Origin of the sequence: Xenorhabdus sp. IM139775 (genome assembly GCF_028598745.1) — a bacterium.
Lineage (GTDB): Bacteria > Pseudomonadota > Gammaproteobacteria > Enterobacterales > Enterobacteriaceae > Xenorhabdus.
On the sequence record NZ_JAQRFK010000028.1, the window covers coordinates 1 to 19,629 of the forward strand.

General features: G+C 47.5%; 15 protein-coding genes. 8 read left to right on the plus strand and 7 right to left on the minus strand.

Annotated elements, in window-relative coordinates:
- The first annotated feature begins 54 nt into the window (after positions 1-54).
- From PSI17_RS08225 to fabY, 5 genes are all read left to right on the plus strand, one after another.
- Positions 55-333 carry a hypothetical protein gene (locus tag PSI17_RS08225; protein WP_273551522.1) on the plus strand — a complete coding sequence of 93 codons (279 nt, stop codon included), beginning with the start codon at positions 55-57 and terminating at the stop codon, positions 331-333.
- 418 nt (positions 334-751) lie between these two features.
- Positions 752-2,575, plus strand: coding sequence for a ribosome-dependent GTPase TypA (gene typA, locus PSI17_RS08230; RefSeq protein WP_273551523.1), 1,824 nt, complete (start codon positions 752-754; stop codon positions 2,573-2,575).
- Between the two features lie 359 nt (positions 2,576-2,934).
- Positions 2,935-3,552, plus strand: coding sequence for a glucose-1-phosphatase (yihX, locus tag PSI17_RS08235; protein ID WP_273551524.1), 618 nt, complete (start codon positions 2,935-2,937; stop codon positions 3,550-3,552).
- A gap of 180 nt (positions 3,553-3,732) precedes the next feature.
- Positions 3,733-4,170, plus strand: coding sequence for a D-aminoacyl-tRNA deacylase (gene dtd, locus PSI17_RS08240; RefSeq protein ID WP_273551525.1), 438 nt, complete (start codon positions 3,733-3,735; stop codon positions 4,168-4,170).
- Positions 4,171-4,209: 39 nt separating this feature from the next.
- Positions 4,210-5,127 (plus strand): fatty acid biosynthesis protein FabY, encoded by a 918-nt coding sequence (gene fabY, locus PSI17_RS08245; RefSeq protein WP_273551526.1) that lies wholly within the window; start codon positions 4,210-4,212, stop codon positions 5,125-5,127.
- Here fabY and PSI17_RS08250 read toward each other — a convergent pair.
- Positions 5,117-6,901, minus strand: a complete 1,785-nt coding sequence (locus PSI17_RS08250) for an AsmA family protein (protein ID WP_273551527.1) — start codon at positions 6,899-6,901, stop codon at positions 5,117-5,119. The two genes, fabY and PSI17_RS08250, sit on opposite strands and share 11 nt — an antisense overlap.
- A gap of 313 nt (positions 6,902-7,214) precedes the next feature.
- Entirely contained in the window at positions 7,215-8,600 is a 1,386-nt protein-coding gene (locus PSI17_RS08255; RefSeq protein WP_273551528.1) for a uracil-xanthine permease family protein, read from the minus strand.
- Between the two features lie 241 nt (positions 8,601-8,841).
- Between PSI17_RS08255 and gltS the strand changes: the two genes are divergently transcribed.
- The gene (gene gltS, locus PSI17_RS08260) at positions 8,842-10,056 is read left to right on the plus strand and encodes a sodium/glutamate symporter (protein WP_273551529.1); all 1,215 of its coding nucleotides are present in this window, start codon (positions 8,842-8,844) and stop codon (positions 10,054-10,056) included.
- A gap of 103 nt (positions 10,057-10,159) precedes the next feature.
- Here the strand turns inward: gltS and recG are convergent, their stop codons facing one another.
- From recG to gmk, 4 genes are read right to left on the minus strand one after another with little or no spacing between them, the layout of a single operon-like run.
- Complete coding sequence (recG, locus tag PSI17_RS08265; RefSeq protein ID WP_273551530.1) at positions 10,160-12,241, minus strand: ATP-dependent DNA helicase RecG; 2,082 nt, start codon at positions 12,239-12,241, stop codon at positions 10,160-10,162.
- 4 nt (positions 12,242-12,245) lie between these two features.
- Positions 12,246-14,375 (minus strand): bifunctional GTP diphosphokinase/guanosine-3',5'-bis pyrophosphate 3'-pyrophosphohydrolase, encoded by a 2,130-nt coding sequence (spoT, locus tag PSI17_RS08270; protein ID WP_273551531.1) that lies wholly within the window; start codon positions 14,373-14,375, stop codon positions 12,246-12,248.
- 18 nt (positions 14,376-14,393) lie between these two features.
- A complete protein-coding gene (gene rpoZ / locus PSI17_RS08275; protein WP_273551532.1) occupies positions 14,394-14,669 on the minus strand; it encodes a DNA-directed RNA polymerase subunit omega in 276 nt (91 codons plus the stop codon).
- 54 nt (positions 14,670-14,723) lie between these two features.
- Positions 14,724-15,347, minus strand: a complete 624-nt coding sequence (gmk, locus tag PSI17_RS08280; RefSeq protein ID WP_273551533.1) for a guanylate kinase — start codon at positions 15,345-15,347, stop codon at positions 14,724-14,726.
- 425 nt (positions 15,348-15,772) lie between these two features.
- On the opposite strand from gmk, the gene ligB reads away from it, so the two are divergent.
- Positions 15,773-17,431: an NAD-dependent DNA ligase LigB gene (gene ligB, locus PSI17_RS08285; RefSeq protein ID WP_273551534.1), complete on the plus strand. Its 1,659-nt coding sequence runs from the start codon at positions 15,773-15,775 to the stop codon at positions 17,429-17,431.
- A gap of 78 nt (positions 17,432-17,509) precedes the next feature.
- Here the strand turns inward: ligB and PSI17_RS08290 are convergent, their stop codons facing one another.
- Entirely contained in the window at positions 17,510-18,127 is a 618-nt protein-coding gene (locus tag PSI17_RS08290) for a trimeric intracellular cation channel family protein (protein WP_273551535.1), read from the minus strand.
- A gap of 135 nt (positions 18,128-18,262) precedes the next feature.
- Here PSI17_RS08290 and PSI17_RS08295 point away from each other — a divergent pair, with 135 nt between their 5' ends.
- On the plus strand, positions 18,263-19,552 hold the full coding sequence (locus tag PSI17_RS08295) for a DUF3748 domain-containing protein (protein ID WP_273551536.1): 1,290 nt from the start codon (positions 18,263-18,265) through the stop codon (positions 19,550-19,552).
- Positions 19,553-19,629 lie beyond the last annotated feature (77 nt).

Sequence of the window (19,629 nt, forward strand, 5' to 3'; positions counted from 1 at the left end):
CCGGTTTGACGGCTTTGGGTGAGAAATGAGCACTCGTGCTCTTACCCTGCTGAGGTGACTCTGTATTTACATATTATAGCAAATCAGAAAAAAGTAGATCTTCTTATTCCAGTGACAATGCCGAGTGATGTTGGTCCTGATAATAAAACGAATACTAAAATAATAGGTATTTATCAAACGCATCTTGCTGGAAACGGTATACTTGATGCTAATGACTCAGGGCAGGTTTATTTTTCTTATTCAATTAAAAAAGAGGGTCAATTGATGAATAGTAGGGTTTGGAAAGGAAGCATAGATACCAAACCAGCTTGGATATGGTCTGATTGTGATTAATATCAGAATGCTATTAATTTAGGATTTATATATTAATAATGTTTTTAAGATAAATATAACCTTTGCAGGAAAATTTAATTTGACCTTTTACATTTTTTTGTGAAAGGTCAGTTTTTAATGATGTATCATGATTAATATTGAAATCAGGGACTAACGTATAGTGCTTGTGAAGAAAAAATAGATATCGTAGATAACCAACGAGTCATAGTGTATGTTACCTGTTTTTCTGCATATGCGTTTACGTTTGTCGGCACTTTTTCATGAATCGACAAATTTCTAAGGTGATACACCTCACATTTATTTCACTCTGTGGTCATAACGTGTAAAATAACACCATATTTTCGTTAGTGGGTGTCGCGGCGTTCTGCCACGCTGCACTTATCTAATCTGTTCTCAAATAGCTAAACGGTAAAAATACTTGTCAATTAATAACTTAAGAAATATCGCCATCATCGCTCACGTCGACCATGGCAAAACCACGCTGGTTGATAAACTCCTGCAACAGTCCGGTACTTTCGGTGAACGTGCTGCAACTACTGAACGTGTGATGGACTCCAATGATCTGGAAAAAGAACGTGGCATCACCATTCTGGCAAAAAACACCGCAATTAAATGGAATGACTACCGTATCAATATCGTAGACACCCCGGGCCACGCCGACTTTGGTGGTGAGGTCGAGCGTGTGATGTCAATGGTTGACAGTGTTCTGCTGTTGGTTGATGCGATGGATGGCCCAATGCCACAGACGCGTTTCGTTACCCAAAAAGCGTTTGCTCACGGCCTGAAGCCTATCGTGGTTATCAACAAAGTTGACCGTCCTGGCGCGCGTCCTGACTGGGTAGTGGATCAGGTGTTTGACCTGTTCGTGAACCTCGGTGCAACAGATGAACAGTTAGATTTCCCAATCATTTATGCATCTGCACTGATGGGCGTTGCCGGTAACGAGCACACCGAGATGGCGGAAGACATGACTCCGCTGTATCAGGCTATCGTTAATCACGTTGAACCGCCTAAGGTTGACCTTGATGGCCCATTCCAGATGCAAATTTCGCAGTTGGATTACAACAGCTATGTTGGGGTTATCGGTATCGGCAGTATTAAACGCGGTACGGTAAAACCAAACCAGAATATTACGATCATCGATAGCGAAGGCAAAACCCGCAACGGTAAAGTCGGTAAAGTCTTTAGCCATTTGGGACTGGAGCGTATCGAGTCTGATAAGGCAGAAGCGGGCGATATCATCGCAATTACCGGTCTGGGCGAGCTGAATATCTCCGATACCCTGTGTGAAGTCAATGCGGTTGAAGCGTTGCCGGCACTGGCCGTTGATGAACCTACCGTCAGCATGTATTTCTGCGTCAATACTTCACCGTTCTGTGGCCGTGAAGGTAAATACGTGACTTCCCGCCAGATCCTTGATCGCCTGAAAAAAGAGCTGGTGCATAACGTTGCGTTGCGCGTTGAAGAAACGGAAGATCCAGACGCATTCCGTGTATCGGGTCGTGGTGAACTGCACCTGTCCGTGCTGATCGAAAATATGCGTCGTGAAGGTTTCGAGATGGGGGTTTCCCGTCCAAAAGTAATTTTCCGTGAAATTGATGGCCGTAAGCAGGAACCTTTCGAACAGGTGACCCTGGATATCGAAGAACAGCATCAGGGTGACGTGATGCAGGCTTTGGGTGAGCGTAAAGGTGAAATGCGCGACATGTTGCCGGACGGAAAAGGTCGCGTTCGTCTTGATTACGTGATCCCAAGCCGTGGTTTGATCGGCTTCCGTACTGAATTCATGACCATGACTTCGGGTACTGGCCTGCTGTATGCAACCTTCAGCCATTATGATGATATTCGCCCAGGTGAGATTGGCCGTCGCTTAAATGGCGTACTGATTTCCAATGGACAAGGCAAGGCAGTGGCTTACGCGTTATATGGCTTGCAGGAGCGTGGTAAGTTGTTCCTGGGTCACGGTACTGAAGTGTATGAAGGCCAGATCATCGGTATTCACTCGCGTTCAAATGACCTGACCGTTAACTGTCTGACCGGTAAGAAACTGACTAACGTGCGTGCATCAGGAACAGATGAAGCAACCACCCTGTCTCCATATCTCAAGAAGACATTGGAACAGGCGTTGGAGTTTATTGATGACGACGAGTTGGTTGAAGTAACGCCAGAGTCAATTCGCTTGCGTAAGCGTCATTTGACTGAAAACGATCGCCGTCGTGCAAACCGCAGCAAAGACGTTTAATTGCTGGGTTACGCATTGAGCGTAACGGATTGAATATAAATAAATTAGGGCACTTCGGTGCCCTTTTTTTATCGTGTGCCGAGCATATCCGACAGCGAGGGAAAAAATAGGACCGTACGATTAAATTCTTATCATTAACCGAAGGTTAGAACCGGTATTTTTAAATCAATTGGGCGTTAGATAACGTACTTTTCTGTATTCTTCTGAAATCATCATGCCTGACGATTTTCATTTTGTTCCCGTTGCTAAAAACTGTGATCGCGTCTCAAATACTGAGTTTCTTTGTTAAACAGGGTGCACATCTCTTAACAAAATTATGATAAAAGTACCCAACAATAAGCGTCAGTCGGGGGGAAATTATGCTGTATATTTTCGATTTGGGTAACGTGATTATTGATATTGATTTTAAAAGGGTACTGGCTGTTTGGAGTAATCTGAGTGGAACACCGCTGGCAACATTGACCGCAAAATTTTCGCTGGGGGAGACGGTTAAAAAGCATGAGTGCGGGCAGATCAGTGACACTGAATTTGCAGAAAGGATCTGTGATGAAATGGAGATTGCACTTAGTTTTGAGCAAGTTGCCGAAGGCTGGAATGCCATTTTTATTGGTATCAGGCAGGACGTCACTGAGTTAATGAATAAATTGCGTGCCCAAGGGCATCGTGTCGTTGTGCTGTCAAATACAAACCGCCTGCATTTTGATTATTGGTCAGTGTATTATCCTGAGATTGCAGCAGCAACGGATTCCCTTTATTTATCCCAAGACGTGGGGATGCGTAAACCGAATCCCGATATTTTTAACTATGTGCTTGCCGCAGAAGGTGTGACAGCCGATCAAGCCATATTCTTTGATGATCTTTTAGAAAACGTCGAAGCAGCGAAAAACTTAAGTATCAATGCCATTCATGTGGCTGACAGGCATGTGATCCCTGCTTATTTTAAGACGCATGATTTCTCGCTTCCCGCAAAAAATTAGCCTCGTCAGCTTATTACAGATGATGTTTTCCACCCTTTTCCTTGCCCGTATACCCTTGCGGGCAAGGGAACATGCTACGATTCTCTACCGATATGACTGACTATACTCGTTGCACTTTAAGATAATAAAGGACGACGGGTTCACTATCTGAATCACTATACGGAATAACAGGCAAGAGAAATGATCGCATTAATTCAGCGTGTCACACAGGCAAAGGTCGTTGTTGAAGGTGAGACGATTGGCGAAATTGGACAAGGGTTGCTGGTGTTGCTGGGAGTTGAAAAAGACGACTCGCCACAAAAAGCACAGCGTTTATGCAACAAGGTCATGGGGTATCGGGTATTTAGTGATGAACAGGGGAAAATGAACCTTAACGTGCAGCAGGCTGGCGGTAAGTTGCTGGTTGTGTCGCAATTTACCTTGGTTGCGGATACGCAGAAAGGCTTAAGGCCCAGTTTTTCCGGCGGTGCTGATCCACAAAAAGCAGATGAGCTTTATCGCTATTTTGTTGAACAGTGCCGTGTAACTGGTGTAAAAACAGAAATGGGGAAATTTGCGGCAGACATGAAAGTCAGTTTGACCAATGACGGACCAGTGACTTTTTGGTTGCAAGTATGATGTGGATAAAATATCGCAAAAAATGAAGGGGCTGTTTCTATGTACCATCTGAGAGTACCTCAAACAGAGCAAGAGTTGGAAACTTATTACCAATTTCGTTGGGAGATGTTGCGTAAACCGCTTCACCAGCCCATTGGATCAGAGAAAGATGGTTACGATTCAATGGCTCATCATCAAATGGTGGTGGATGAACAGGGTAAACCGCTTGCGGTTGGGCGTTTATATATCAACGCGGACAACGAAGGCGCCATTCGTTTTTTGGCCGTTCATCCCAATGTGCAGCGAAAAGGGTTGGGTACACTGATTGCGATGGCATTGGAATCGGTCGCCAGACAAGAAGGGGTGAAACGCGTTGTTTGCAGTGCACGGGAGGATGCGGTTGATTTCTTCGACAAATTGGGTTTTCAAAATCGTGGCTTGATCAATGGTGCCAAGACGTTACCGATTAACCATTTTCTTATGTTCAAACCTATCGTGAGCCTTGATGATATTTTGCACCGTCCTGATTGGTGCGCAGAATTGCAGCAGGCTTGGTATAAACACATCCCTTTGAGTGAAAAGATGGGGCTGCGGATCACCCAATATACCGGACAACGTTTCGTCACGACGATGCCTGAAGCCGGAAACCAGAATCCACATCACACGATTTTCGCAGGCAGCTTATTTTCGCAGGCTACGTTAACGGCATGGGGATTGATCTGGTTGTTGCTACAGGAGCGCCAATTGGGTGGGGATATCATTTTGGTGGATGCCAATATTCGTTATCACCAACCGATTACGGGGCGCCCCAGTGCAACCGCAGACTTTAATAATATGAGCGGTGACCTTGCCCGCCTTGCACGCGGCAACAAGGCGCGTGTAAAAGTAGAGGTGCAGGTTAGCGGTGAACATGGCATAGGTAGCGTGTTCACCGGTACTTATATCGTCCTGCCTCCCGAACGTTTTGCTACAACTTGATTTTAGCGCAGGTCTGACTCTCCGTAGGGGGATTACCCGTTGTTGAGTGATCAACTTCAGGAGCCTCTGCGGCAGAGGGGGTAGTTGGCGTACAGCGGCTCGTTGAGATCACACCTTGCTCAATAGATTGTGACTCTTTGCCTGCTGATTTATCTTCCGCAACCAATGTCCCGTTTATTGTTCCCTTCACATCGTCAGCCCAGAGATCACCCGTGATAGTGAGCGAGAAATTTCCGTCTCCCTGCACGTTAAGCGGCACCCAGCCCCATTGTGGCAAGATGTTCAAATCTGCATTCATGCCTTTGAAGTTGAGGTTAAAAGGCGTGTGAGCCGTTTGTTGTTCAGCCGAGCCGGTCAGTTGCAATAGCCCTTCACCGGTAAAGGCATTCAACTTATCCAGGGTGATATTGCCATCGGCGGCGTGTAATTGCAGATAAGGACGGGTTATTTCGATCTTGTTGAATGTCCCGCCGGCAGCTTGCAACGATGCCTGCCCACTCCACAATCCCCACTTGCCATTTTTCAGGATGTCCATATGGTCAATATGAGCGCCAAGGGTCGTGAGCTGGAACGGGAAGCGAGGATTGGTATCAATCAGCAGCGTATTATTGATAGTAATATCATTGAGTTTCAGCCCTGAAATCCATTGTGGCGCCGGTTTTTTGAAATAGTCGAGCCATGCTGATGGCAGGGCATAAAGCAGCCCCGTGACCGAACTCTCTTGAAGGGTAAGGAGCCGGTTTTTGCGATCCCATTGGGACTGGATATTGAACAACCCTTTTTGATAATGAGTTGTCAGGTTAGCGATGGTAAAGGTATCACCGGAAAAACGGAATTTTCCGAGTGTGTCGTTGAACTGGGCATTATTCAATGTCATGTTCATCGCGTTAAAATCAATCAGGCCATCGTCGGCGCGCCAACTGCCATTGACCAAGCCTACGTTTTTGATGGTGCTGTCCAGATAATCGACAGACCAATCCGCCCCTTGCAGCTTGGCATTGGTGATATTGAGATCTCTGACATAACTGGCGGGAAAATGGCTGATTTTTTCTGCCAGCCCGCTCAGTGTCATCGGGGTTTGCCAACGAATGTCACTGATCAGGATATTATTCCAACGCCAACTGCCGTCCGGCAATCGCTGACCATCGCCAGAAATGGCTCCTCGCAGAAATGTTGCGCCAAAAGAGTCGATAGTCAGCGCTTTATTCTGGACACTGCCTTGCATAATGACATTTTCAACCGGTATATCATTTAAACGAAGCGTACTGGCGCTGAACTGATACTGCCCATTACCTAATGGATTACCCACAGCAGGAGCCCAAGGCGTGATGCCACCCGTGATATTTTCCCCCTGAATGTGCGTGTTGGGATTTTTTAACTGAATATTCATCTGGTTCAGTTGCAAGATATCTGCTTGCAAGGGGAGAGGAAATGCGTTTCCAGACAGTATCAGTGTCCCGTTTTGCAATGTCAGACGACGGAGATTTTGGGGGGAGAGTAAATGCTGCCATTTGAAATCAAAATTAATGGTATCGGCATTGAGTGAGAAAGGGCTTTGTTTGTCGTGAATATCAACATGGTTGAACGTTAAGGTAGCAGGTTGCAGCCAGCTATGGCTGATGCCTTCAATGCTGACTTGATAATGTCCTTGTCTATTGAGCCATTGGCTTAGCTGTTTGGCTCCCCAATGCGTTTGGGCAACCACATAGATAATGATGATTGCCACAATCAGCACGAATAGCAGAGTGACAAAAAATTTCCCTAACCACCTCATTATTTCACCTCAAGATAACCTTCCGATAGAAGCCCTTTTATGCCGGAAAATGAATAGGCACTCAATAGATGATGCAGATAAAAATGCCATTTAGTGAGAATGTGTAGAAATATTGCGAATAGCTTTGCAAAAAGGGTGTAAATGGATGCAAGAAAGTGAAACTCCCGCAGCTCAGGCGGGAGATAGCCAAAGATTATATACTCGTCGTACTTCAAGATGCCTTTATTATCTCCCCGCGGCGCGGGGAGATAATAAGTGGCTTTCGTCTTGCGAGCGATAACTTGGCGTTTAGAGGGTATATAAACTTGCCTGACTATTTTTCTTGGGGAAAAATCAGGTTAAGCAAAATGGCGGTTAGCCCGCCGGCGGCAATACCTGAAGAGAGTAAATTTTTCACCCAATCAGGGGCAAACTGTAAAATCAGCGGTTGCTGGGAAACACCTAACCCGACCGCCAGAGACAGTGCGATGATCATGATGGAACGGCGGTTCAGGGGTTCACGGGAAACGATCCTGACACCCGACGCGGCGATAGTCCCAAACATCACAATTGTTGCCCCGCCCAGAACCGGCTCAGGAATATGCTGCACAAAACCGGCCACAGCGGGAAACAATCCCAACAGTACCAGCATTGAAGCAATAAGGTAACCGACATAGCGACTGGCGACGCCGGTCAACTGGATCACGCCATTGTTCTGACCAAAACAGGAGTTGGGAAACGTATTAAACACGGCTGAAATCATAGAATTGAGGCCATTTGCCAGCACACCACCCTTGAGCCGTTTCATATAGAGCGGGCCGCTGACAGGTTGTTCGGAGACGTCGGAGGTTGCGGTGATATCGCCAATCGTTTCCAGTGAGGTCACCATGAAAATCAGAATCAGTGGGATCAACAGATTCCAATCAAAAGACAAACCATAATAGAGCGGTGAAGGAACCGTGATCAATGGGGTATCTGCTTGTGGTGTTGAAACTGGGAGCATATCCCGATACCACGCCACCAGATAACCGACTGCCATGGCAATGACCAGAGACGCAACCCGCAAGTAAGGATTCCTTTGCCGATTGAGTAACACAATAACGGCAAGCACAATCCCCGCTAACAGCAGATTATCAGGTGCACCAAATGTCCCGTTTTGGATCGCGGCATAGCCTCCGCCAATCGACGTTAATCCGACCTGAATTAATGACAGGCCGATGATCATGACCACAATGCCCGAAACCAGAGGGGTAATGATCTTGCTGGCTAAATGCAGTACCCGTGAGAGCAATACCTCGGTCATTGACGCGATCATCAGTGTACCGAACAGGGCGGACATCATGGTTGGCATATCCGCACCGCCATTTTTCAGTGCCAGTCCTCCCATAATCAGTGGTGCCACAAAATTAAAACTGGTGCCCTGAATTGAAAGCAAGCCAGAGCCGACGGGGCCCCAAGATCGAATTTGAATCAGTGATGCCAAACCTGAGGCAAACAGGGACATACTGATAATGCGTTGGGTATCCTGTGCGGGAAGCCCCAGAGCCTGACAAATCAACATCGCTGGCGTAATAACCGCCACAAACATTGCCAGTAAATGTTGACAGGCTGCAAACAGGGCATGTGGGAGAGGCGGTTTATCTTCCAGATGATAGATAAGTTCATTATTTGATTTATTGGGAACTTCTGATGAATTGGATTCACGGGGTAAATTGACCATGTTGTGAAATTCCAGATAGACAAAAAAAGTATTTTAATGATTCCTATCACTAAAGCAATCGTTTGCGTAAAGTTTTCATAATGAAATGCAGCTTAATTCCGTCACATTTTTAAATGTTTTAACTTGTGTTTATGCGTAAATTTCTTTCTAATCCAATCCTTACCTGCTTTTGGCGTTTTTATAGGATGATTATAACGTCACATTAAATTCACATAATATTAACAATGGATGAGGTACATAAATGTATCATCTGGATATTTATGGCACGCTCGTTGCTGCCACACTTGTTTTGCTACTAGGAAGAAAGCTCGTAAAATCGGTTCCATTCCTCGAAAAATATACCATTCCTGAACCGGTCGCTGGTGGATTATTGGTCGCCTTAGTGCTGTTGGCGGTTAAACAATCCACGGGTTGGGAAATAAGTTTTGATTCCTCCCTCACTGAGCCTCTCATGTTGACGTTCTTTGCCACAATTGGCTTGAACGCTAACCTTGCCAGCTTGAAAGCAGGTGGAAAATTCCTGGTCATCTTTGTCTTCGTGGTGGTTGGCCTGTTATTGGTACAAAACACCGTAGGCATCGCGTTGGCGAAAATGCTTGGCCTTGACCCATTAATGGGATTGCTGGCGGGTTCCATTACCCTGTCTGGTGGACACGGAACGGGTGCAGCGTGGGGTAAAGTCTTCGCAGAGCGTTATGGCTTTGAAAATGCCACGGAAGTCGCCATGGCATGTGCCACATTTGGCCTGGTTTTGGGTGGTTTGATTGGTGGCCCGGTTGCCCGCCTGTTGGTAAAAAAGGACAAAACACCCGGATTGGAAACGGAAGATACTGAACTCCCGACCGCATTTGAGAAACCTTATACGGGCCGGCTTATCACGCCATTAGTGATGTTGGAAACCATCGCCATGATTGCCATTTGCTTATTGGCGGGGCGTTTTATCGAAAAACTGCTGCAAGGCACGGCTTTTGAATTACCGACATTCGTATGTGTCCTGTTTATGGGGGTCGTCCTCAGTAATGGCTTATCTTTGCTCGGTTTCTATCGGGTCTTTGACCGGGCGGTCTCAGTATTGGGTAACGTCAGTTTATCGCTGTTCCTGGCCATGGCATTGATGAGCCTGAAACTGTGGCAGTTGTCTTCCCTTGCCCTGCCTATGTTAATCATTCTTGCCGTACAGGCCGTGGTGATGGCGCTGTATGCTGTTTTTGTCACTTACCGCATAATGGGCAAGAACTTCGATGCTGCGGTCTTGTCCGCCGGCCACTGTGGTTTTGGCTTAGGCGCAACGCCAACGGCGATTGCGAATATGCAGGCGATCACTGACCGTTTTGGACCATCACATGTGGCATTCTTACTTGTGCCAATGGTGGGTGCCTTCTTTATTGATATCGTTAACGCCGCCGTTATCAAGTTGTATCTGCTATTACCGATGTTCCCTTCGGTAGCAGGTTAAATTCATTTATTTCTGACTGGCCAGATATCTTGGCGAAATATGCCGCTGAACAGTTCAGCGGCATTTTTTTATTTGTTTTTACCGATGGTTTCCCCGTTGAAACTTACGCATTACTATACTGCGAGCTATCCGGCAACCAGCGTTCAATCAGCGCCTTGGCATGTTCAGGATAGTGCTGGTGGATATAGCGGGCAATACGTTGAACTTCAGGCAGCATACTTTGATCCCGCAATAAATCTGCGATCCTGAATTCTGCATTACCTGTTTGACGAGTACCCAGTAATTCACCGGGTCCACGGATCTCCAAGTCTTTTTGGGCAATTACAAAGCCATCGTTGCTGTCGCGTAAAACTTGCAGGCGAATTTTGGCCGTATGGGTCAGCGGGGTTTTATAGAGCAGGACACAGTGAGAAGCAATGGCACCACGCCCGACACGTCCACGAAGCTGATGCAACTGCGCCAATCCGAGACGTTCAGGGTTGTCGATGACCATCAGGCTGGCATTGGGGACATCCACCCCGACTTCAATGACCGTCGTGGCAACCAGCAACTGTATTTCACCCTGTTTGAACGCCGCCATGACAGCTTGTTTTTCTGCCGGTTTCATCCGCCCATGTACTAAGCCAACTTTCAATTCAGGCAACGCCAGTGTCAGCTCTTCGCTGGTCGCTTGCGCGGCTTGCGCTTCCAAGACGTCAGAATCTTCGATCAACGTACAGACCCAGTAAGCCTGACGGCCTTCATCCAGACAGGCATTTTTGATCCGCTGGATAATGTCGCTCCGGCGGGTATCCGGAATGGCAACGGTGGTGACTGGCGTTCGGCCCGGTGGCAATTCATCAATGATAGACGTATCCAGATCGGCATAAGCGGTCATTGCCAAGGTGCGTGGGATCGGGGTCGCTGTCATGATCAATTGATGGGGATGAAAGCCTTGTTCGCGCCCCTTTTCCCACAGGGCCAAGCGTTGATGAACCCCAAACCGGTGCTGCTCATCAATGATAACCAGTGCCAATCCCGCAAATTTTACCTGCTCCTGAAACATGGCATGAGTACCGACCACCATACTCACTTGGCCGCTTGCGATCGCCTCTTGCTGTGCCTGACGCGCTTTACCTTTCTGTTTTCCCGCCAACCAACCGACCTGAATACCGAGCGGCTCAAGCCATTGACGAAAGGTATTGGCATGTTGCTCCGCCAGCAATTCAGTGGGTGCCATTAATGCCACTTGCTTGCCGTGAACGATGGCACGAACGGCTGCCAGCGCTGCCACCAATGTTTTCCCCGAACCGACATCCCCCTGTATCAGGCGCATCATGGGAACATCTTTTTCCAAATCATGTTCTATTTCTGCAACGACGCGAGCCTGTGCGCCAGTGGGGGAGAATGGCAACCGGCTCAGGAGTTGCTGTTTCAGCGAATCATCTGCCGTGAGGGGATGGGCATGAAAGCGCTGAGTCCCGGCTCTGACAGCCAGCATACTTAAATGATGCGCCAGCAACTCTTCCAGAATCAGCCTTCGTTGAGCCGGATGCCGGCCATTTTCCAAATCGGTCAGAGAAGTGTCTGGCGGGGGATGGTGCAATGTATGCAGCGCATTGGGCAAGCTAATGAGATTGCGGCTGAATTCTTCCGGCAGCAATTCATTAATGGCGCAGGTATCCAATATTTTCAATGCTTGCTCGATTAACTTGCGCAGCGTTGTTTGCCGCACGCCCTCGGTGGTGGGATAGACAGGGGTTAACGTCTCTTGCAGTTGCACATGGTTGGCGTGTTGCTGGACTTTATATTCAGGGTGAATAATCTCTGGCCCTTGATTCCCGCGCCGGATTTCGCCATAGGCAACAACCTGTTTCCCTTCGGCCAGATTATTCTTCATGGCAGCCGTAAAATTGAAGAAACGCAGAGTCAATATGCCGGTACCATCGTTGATTTGGCAGGTCATGATGCGCCGCCGCCCAAAAACCACATGAGTGCGTAAGATTTCACCGGTTACCGTCGCATAAATGCCGGGCAGTAATTCATTGATGGTATACAGGCGGGTTTGATCTTCATAGCGCAGCGGTAAGTGCAACAGCAAATCCTGTAGATTGACCAACCCTAACTTGGCGAGCTTAGTGACCTGACTGACGCCAACACCATGCAGAGTGGTTAAGGGAATGGCATCAAGTAGTTGGCTTTTCATGCGATTAGTTTCGGTTACGGCTGACCCGCATCACGTCTGGCATGACACGTATCTTACGCATGATATTCGCCAATTGGATACGGTCTTTGGTCGTCAGCCTGATGAAAGCACAATAGACGCGGCCATCTTTTTCCTCCGTATTCATGCTTTGAATGTTGGAGTTAACATCGTTAATGGCGGCTGTCAGGTTTGCCAGAGCCCCTTGATGGTTAAACATATCAACTTTAATTTCAGCAATAAAATCACTATTGATATCTTTATCCCACTCAACAGGCATGAATTTTTCCGGTTCTTTCTGATATCCACGGATATTGCGGCAGGATTCGTGGTGGATGACTAAACCTTTTCCCGGGCTGATATGGGCAATGATCGGGTCACCGGGAATTGGGCGGCAACATTTGGCAAAGGTAATTAAAATGCCGTCAGCGCCCTTGATAGGCAGCTTACGGGCTGGATTGCCGTTGTTGTTTGTGATTTTCTCTGCGGCACCCAGTAATAAGTTGCGGGCGACAACCACGCTCATGGCATTGCCCAATCCAATTTCCGCCAACAAATCATCCAACGTGGCGAGCTTCATTCTCGCCAGCTCTTTGCTGATATTTTCTTGCGGAATATCGGCAATTTTCGTGCCGTTACCCAGTGCATGGTTAAGCAGACGGCGCCCCAAGCTAATGGAATCATCCCGTTTCAGGTTTTTCAGCAACTGGCGAATTTTGGCACGCGCTTTGGAACTCACGACAAAGTTCAGCCATGCCGCGTTAGGGCGAGCCCCCGGTGCCGTAATAATTTCGACAGTTTGCCCACTACTGAGTGTTTGTGAGAGGGGATAAGGCAGGCGATCAACGCGTGCACCGACACAGGCGTGGCCGATATCCGTATGGACGGCATAGGCAAAATCGACAGGCGTCGCGCCAGCCGGTAACTCAACAATGCGCCCTTCAGGGGTAAAAACGTAAATCTCATCAGGAAATAAATCAGATTTAACGCTCTCGATAAACTCAAAAGAACTGCCGGCACTTTGCTGGAGTTCCAGTAAGCTCTGCATCCAGCGCTGAGCACGAACTTGCGCAGTTGTACCCGATTCCCCTTGTTCTTTATAAGCCCATTCTTTGTAGGCCCAGTGTGCGGCAACCCCCATCTCTGCCATTTGATCCATATCTTCGGTACGGATCTGCACTTCAACAGGCACCCCATGCGGGCCTATCAGGGAGGTATGGAGGGATTGGTAGCCGTTGGCTTTGGGAATGGCTATATAATCTTTCACCCTGCCGGGACGTGGCTTGTACAAACTGTGCATTTGCCCCAATACGCGGTAGCAGGTATCAAGATTATTGACGATGACACGAAAGGCGTAAATATCCATGATGGAATGGAAACGCTGCTCTTTCAGGCGCATCTTACGATAGATCGAATAGAGATGTTTTTCGCGGCCACTGACGGTACATTTGATGCCGGCATCCGTTAGCCTGCCTTCAATCTCCGACAGAATTTTCTGGATCATCTCCTTGCGATTACCACGGGCGGCTTTCACAACCTCTTTAATCACGCGGTAACGGTTCGGATACAGGGCTTCAAACCCAAGTTCCTCCAGCTCCGTTTTTAGGTGATGAATACCCAGGCGGTGAGCCAGCGGACTATAAATTTCCAGCGTTTCCCTGGCAATGCGCCGCCGTTTATCGGGGCGCAGGGAGCCAAGGGTTCGCATATTGTGTGTACGGTCTGCCAGTTTGATCAAAATGACGCGGATATCTTGCACCATCGCCATGATCATTTTGCGGAAGTTTTCAGCTTGTGCTTCCTTTTTGTCTCGGAAGTTCAGCTTATCCAATTTGGATACGCCTTCCACCAAGCCGGCAACGGCCGTGCCAAATAGCTGCTCTATATCCTGAAATGTCGCCGGGGTGTCTTCAATGACATCGTGCAAAAGTGCCGCCATCAGTGTTTCATGGTCAAGGCGCATTTCAGCCAGAATACAGGAAACGGCGACAGGATGAGTAATGTATGGCTCGCCGCTGGAGCGGGTCTGCCCTTCGTGGGCATCCCGCGCAACGACATAGGCCTGTTTAAGCAGATCAATTTGATCTTCAGGCAAATATTTCAGAACCAGTTGATTCAGGCTTTCAAACAGGTACAAAGCAGACCTACCGTAAAATTAACGACGACCTTCAGCGATGGCAGAAACAGCTTTGATTTCTGCGGCGTCTTGCTCTTGCTGTTCCTGACGTTCACGAACATCGAGAATTTTGTTGTTGATAAGGCCTTGTTCGATTTCACGCAGAGCGACAACCGTCATCTTATCGTTTTCTTCTGGAACGAGGGGATCTTTGCCGCCTGATTGCAATTGGCGTGCTCGGCGAGCAGCGACCAACACCAGGTCAAAACGGTTACCAATTTTTTCTACTGCGTCTTGAACAGTTACGCGTGCCATATGTGTGCTACTCCACAGGTAAATAAATGACTGGGCATCATACTGAAACTTGGTTCAGTCTGCCAATAATTTGCTGATTAAGGCATCATGCCGCTGAGTCTGACGATCTAATCGTAGACGCTCTGAACGAATAATAGATTGTAAATCGGCCAGCGCCGTATTGAAATCGTCATTGATGATGACGTAATCATATTCGTTGTAATGTTCCATCTCCGCAACGGCTTGCGCCATGCGTTTGGCAATGACCTCTTCGCTATCCTGACCGCGTCCGCGCAGGCGTCGGAGCAACTCTTCCTTGGAAGGTGGCAGGATGAAAATGCTGCGGGCTGCGGGCATTTTCTGGCGGATTTGCTGTGCACCTTGCCAGTCAATATCAAGAAAAACATCAACGCCACTGGCGAGTGTATCTTCGATGACTTTTCGGGATGTGCCGTAATAATTACCAAAAACACAGGCATATTCCAAAAATTCATCATTGCTGATCATATTTTGAAATTCATCTGCGGTAACGAAAAAATAATGTTCACCATGATTTTCGCCCGGACGAACTTGGCGCGTTGTATGCGAAACAGAAACCTGAGTGTCATACAAAGGCTGAGTTTTTAATAAAGCCTGAATAAGGCTTGATTTGCCTGCTCCACTCGGCGCAGAAACAATATATAACGTTCCTTGGTTCATGATGATTTCTTGACTGATTGGGTATAAATAAATGCAAGCGCAGGAATAAAATCCCGCGAATATAGAATACCGCATAGTATACACGGATACGTTAATCCATGCAGCGTTACAATACATGCCAACGGGAGTTTCAACCAAATTTTTTCTTCACAAACTGGCATTAATGCAGCATTTTGCGAAACATTTTCAAGAAAAATAGTCGTTTGCAGAAATTGCACCTGTATTTTTCGAAACGTCTCGCAAACTTCTTTTTTGCCTCTTGGTAAAAATTCTTCTGTTTTTTATTCTTTGCTCGTGTTTTCGGAACTCATTTTTCAGGAACCCATTTTTCAAAAAACCATTTTTCAGGAACCCATGGAGCAAGGATGCTTAATTTTCTCATTAGTTTTTTCATCACCGTATGGATATTGCTATTTGGTATACCCATGGCATTTGCCAACAAGGTGAATTGCCCTGAATGGTCACCAGAAAAATTTCAGCATGAAATTGCGCAGCTAACACAGCAGATCGCTAAGTGGGATCATCTTTATCGTCAGCAGGGCATGAGTGAAATAGAGGATGAAATCTATGATCAATTATTGGAAACCTTAGGGATTTGGCAACGTTGTTTAACTCGCGAATCAGACAGCTCTTTTACTTCTGTCAGTACCCCTGTTATCCCGATTAATTCTGTGACCGACATGTCGGTGATTCCAGCGTTACAGGAAGGGAAACTGCATCATCCCGTCCAGCACACCGGCCTGCGTAAGTTGAAGGGAATAGAGGACATTCGCCAATGGTTGCAGGGGCGAACAGGGGTGTGGCTGCAACCTAAAATTGATGGGATTGCCGTGACCTTAGTATATGAAAAAGGTCAATTAGTGCGGTTAATCAGCCGTGGTGATGGTATTGAAGGCACAGACTGGATGGATAAGAGCGCATTTATTCCCACTATTCCTAAGCGGATTGAGAATGCCCCTGAACGTTTAGTCTTACAAGGTGAGCTTTTCTGGCAGCAGGAAAATCACCGACAGTCTATTGCGGGGAGTCAGGGCGCGCGCAGTAAAGTGGCGGGCTTAATGATACGGAAAACACCGGCACCGGAACTGAAACACGTGGGCATTTTTATTTGGGGCTGGCCGGATGGGGCCAATGAGATGGCGGTGAAACTGGCGCGGTTGTCCGACATGGGGTTTCCGCTCACAAGCCAATATAGCCACCCCATTACTGCGGCAGAAGATGCCGAAAAAAGATGGCAGGATTATTTTGTTCAGCCTCTTCCCTTTGCGACGGATGGTGTTGTTTTACGCCAAGCGCTTGAACCGACAGGCCAACAGTGGCGAACCGGATCAAACAGTTGGGCGATTGCATGGAAATATCCGCTGCGACAACAAATGACCACCGTAACCGGGGTGAATTTCACCGTAGGCCGGACAGGGAGAATATCGGTTGTATTAGATCTGGAGAAAGTGAAGGTGGATGATCGACACGTGAGTCGAGTCAATATCGGTTCCATCAAACGTTGGAAGCAGTGGAACGTTTATCCCGGAGATAAAATCACGGTGGCACTGGCGGGGCATGGTATACCCAGACTCGATAAGGTGGTGTGGCGGATGGCGGAACGTCCTGATATTCAACCTCCTGATGGACAGGATTATCATTTCCTCAGTTGTCTGGCACTCGTTCCTGAAAATGAGAGCAATGATGATCATTATTGCCGGCAACAGTTTATCGCTCGCCTGACATGGCTTGGGGAAAAATTGCACATGAAAGGCGTTGGGCAGGGAACGTGGTCAGCGTTGGTAAAGCACGGGTTGGTGACAAATTTAACCGATTGGTTGGATTTGGATAAATCGCAGCTTGAGGCCGTGCCCCAGATTGGCACTAAACGCGCGGCATTGATTCTTTCCCAATTTCAGCAGGCAACATTACAGCCACTTTCACGATGGCATGAAGCCATTGGCCTGCCTTATGCCAAAAGAGAAAAAATCCGGGCCTTCTTACAGCATCCGGAGATTAAGGCAGTCATTCATGTTTTAGCTATACAAGGTATTAAGAATCAAGCAGAGAACAGGGATATTGGTGACAGGAATATCGCTGAATAGGGGCAACAGGTTGCCCCGGATATTCATCATTATGGTGTCAGCGGCGTGGTGCCAGCGGCACGGAGGCGCGGAATAGTATCAGTGGTCTGTGCCATCGTAATTGAAGACAGGTAGCCCAAGACGATAACGAATAGCAATCAGCCGTGCGGCCAGTCCTGCAATCAGGGTAATCAGGATGACGCTATTCGGCGGTAATGGAGTATGCAGTAAGGCGATATAGAGCCAAGCGGCGGCGAAAGAGACACCGGCATAAATCTCTTTTTGGAATACCAGAGGGATAGTATTGCAAAACATATCGCGCAGTACACCGCCAAAAACGCCAGTAATAACAGCAGCAATGGCTGCAATGATCGGGCTGTAGTGCATATCCAACGCGATTTGTGCACCAATAATAGAGAAGACAATTAAACCAATGGCATCGAGAATAAGAAACAGGCGGCGTAGGTGTTTCATCATGGGAGCAACCCAGATAGTGAGTACGGCAGCACAGGCAACAGTCACGATATATTCTGGGTTTTTTACCCAGCCGAGGGGATAGTGCCCCAAAATAATATCACGGACGGTGCCACCACCGATGGCTGTCACGGAAGCAATAATAATAACGCCGAATACATCCATTTTTCGGCGACCTGCGGCTAAGGCACCTGTCATGGCTTCAGCCGTAATACCAATGATATAAAGGACACTGAGTAGCATAAGTTTAATTAAATGAAATATAACGGATAAGTAAAGAGTACTGTCGAAATAATAACGTCTCGACTGAAATTTTTTAGCCAAATTAGAATAAGATTAGTTTTTATTATCTGAAACCTCGCAAAGTAAGGGTGCAAAATGGTTTTTAAGGAACGTCAGATTACATTCGATAGCCGTAGCCATCAGATAACTAATATAAATGTTTGGACTCCAGACAGCCAATGGTTGGTATACGACGTTCGCCCTCATGGTGCCTCTTTTACCGGTTTAACGATAGAAAAAATTCATGTTAATCATGGGCAAACTAAAATTATCTATCAGGCAAAGGAGGGAGCTCATGTCGGTGTTGTGACGGTAAGTCCACAAGAGCCGGTTCGTTATGCCTTTATTCACGGGCCAGAAAAACCTGATGCACAATGGCAATATGATTTTCATCATCGCCGTGGTGTCATTGTCTCCGATAGTCAGCCAAATGTGGCCATTAACATTGATGCCATGGATATTACTCCACCTTATACCGCTGGCGCTTTGCGGGGAGGAACCCATGTCCATGTTTTCAGCCCCGATAGCAGCCGTCTGAGTTTTACCTATAACGACCATGTGATGCATGAGTTAGATCCTGCACTTGATTTACGTCATGTTGCGGTAGCTGTTCCTTTGCGTGCTGTGATGCCGGTTAAAAAACACCCAAGGGAATATGGGGGGAGCTATTTTTCAGTGGTCGTTAGCGAAACGACGGCATACCCGCGTCCCGGAAGTGATGACATCAATCGTGCCTATGAAGAAGGGTGGATAGGGTTGCGGGGATATCGCAAACGTAATGGTCAATGGCAGCGTTGGGCACTGGCTTTTATTGGGGATACCTGCGCTGCCCGTGGTGAAAAAATCCCGGAGATTTACCTCGTCGATCTGCCTGAAAACGACCATGATTATGCTAGCGCGGGCAGCCAGCCTTTGGCAGGGACAGAAACCACATTGCCGGCACCACCGGCGGGAGTGAAACAGCGACGTTTGACTTTTACCCATGATAAACGCTGGCCGGGCGTGGTGAATGTCCCGCGTCATTGGCTAAGGGCATCGCCAGATGGCAGTCAGATCGGTTTTCTGATGAGAGATGAAGAGGGGATTGTCCAGCTATGGTCTATCTCACCCAATGGCGGCGAATCAATGCAGGTAACTTACGGCAAAAACAGCATACAGTCTGCATTTAGCTGGGACAGCCGTGGGCGGTTTATTGCTTGTGTTTGTGACAATAGCGTGATGCTCTGTGACAGCCAGACTGGAAAAATGCAGCGTTTAACGGCGCGTACCGATGATGCACCTTGCGCTGATGCCATCGTGATATCACCGGATGATCGTTATGTCGCTTTTATGCGGGATATTGACGGTTACCGACAACTGTTTGTGGTTGAAACAAATTGTGGTTGAAACAGGGATTCATTGGTGAGACCGGCATGACTGACACAGGCATCGCGGATGGCGATGCCCGATAACATGCGGGAACG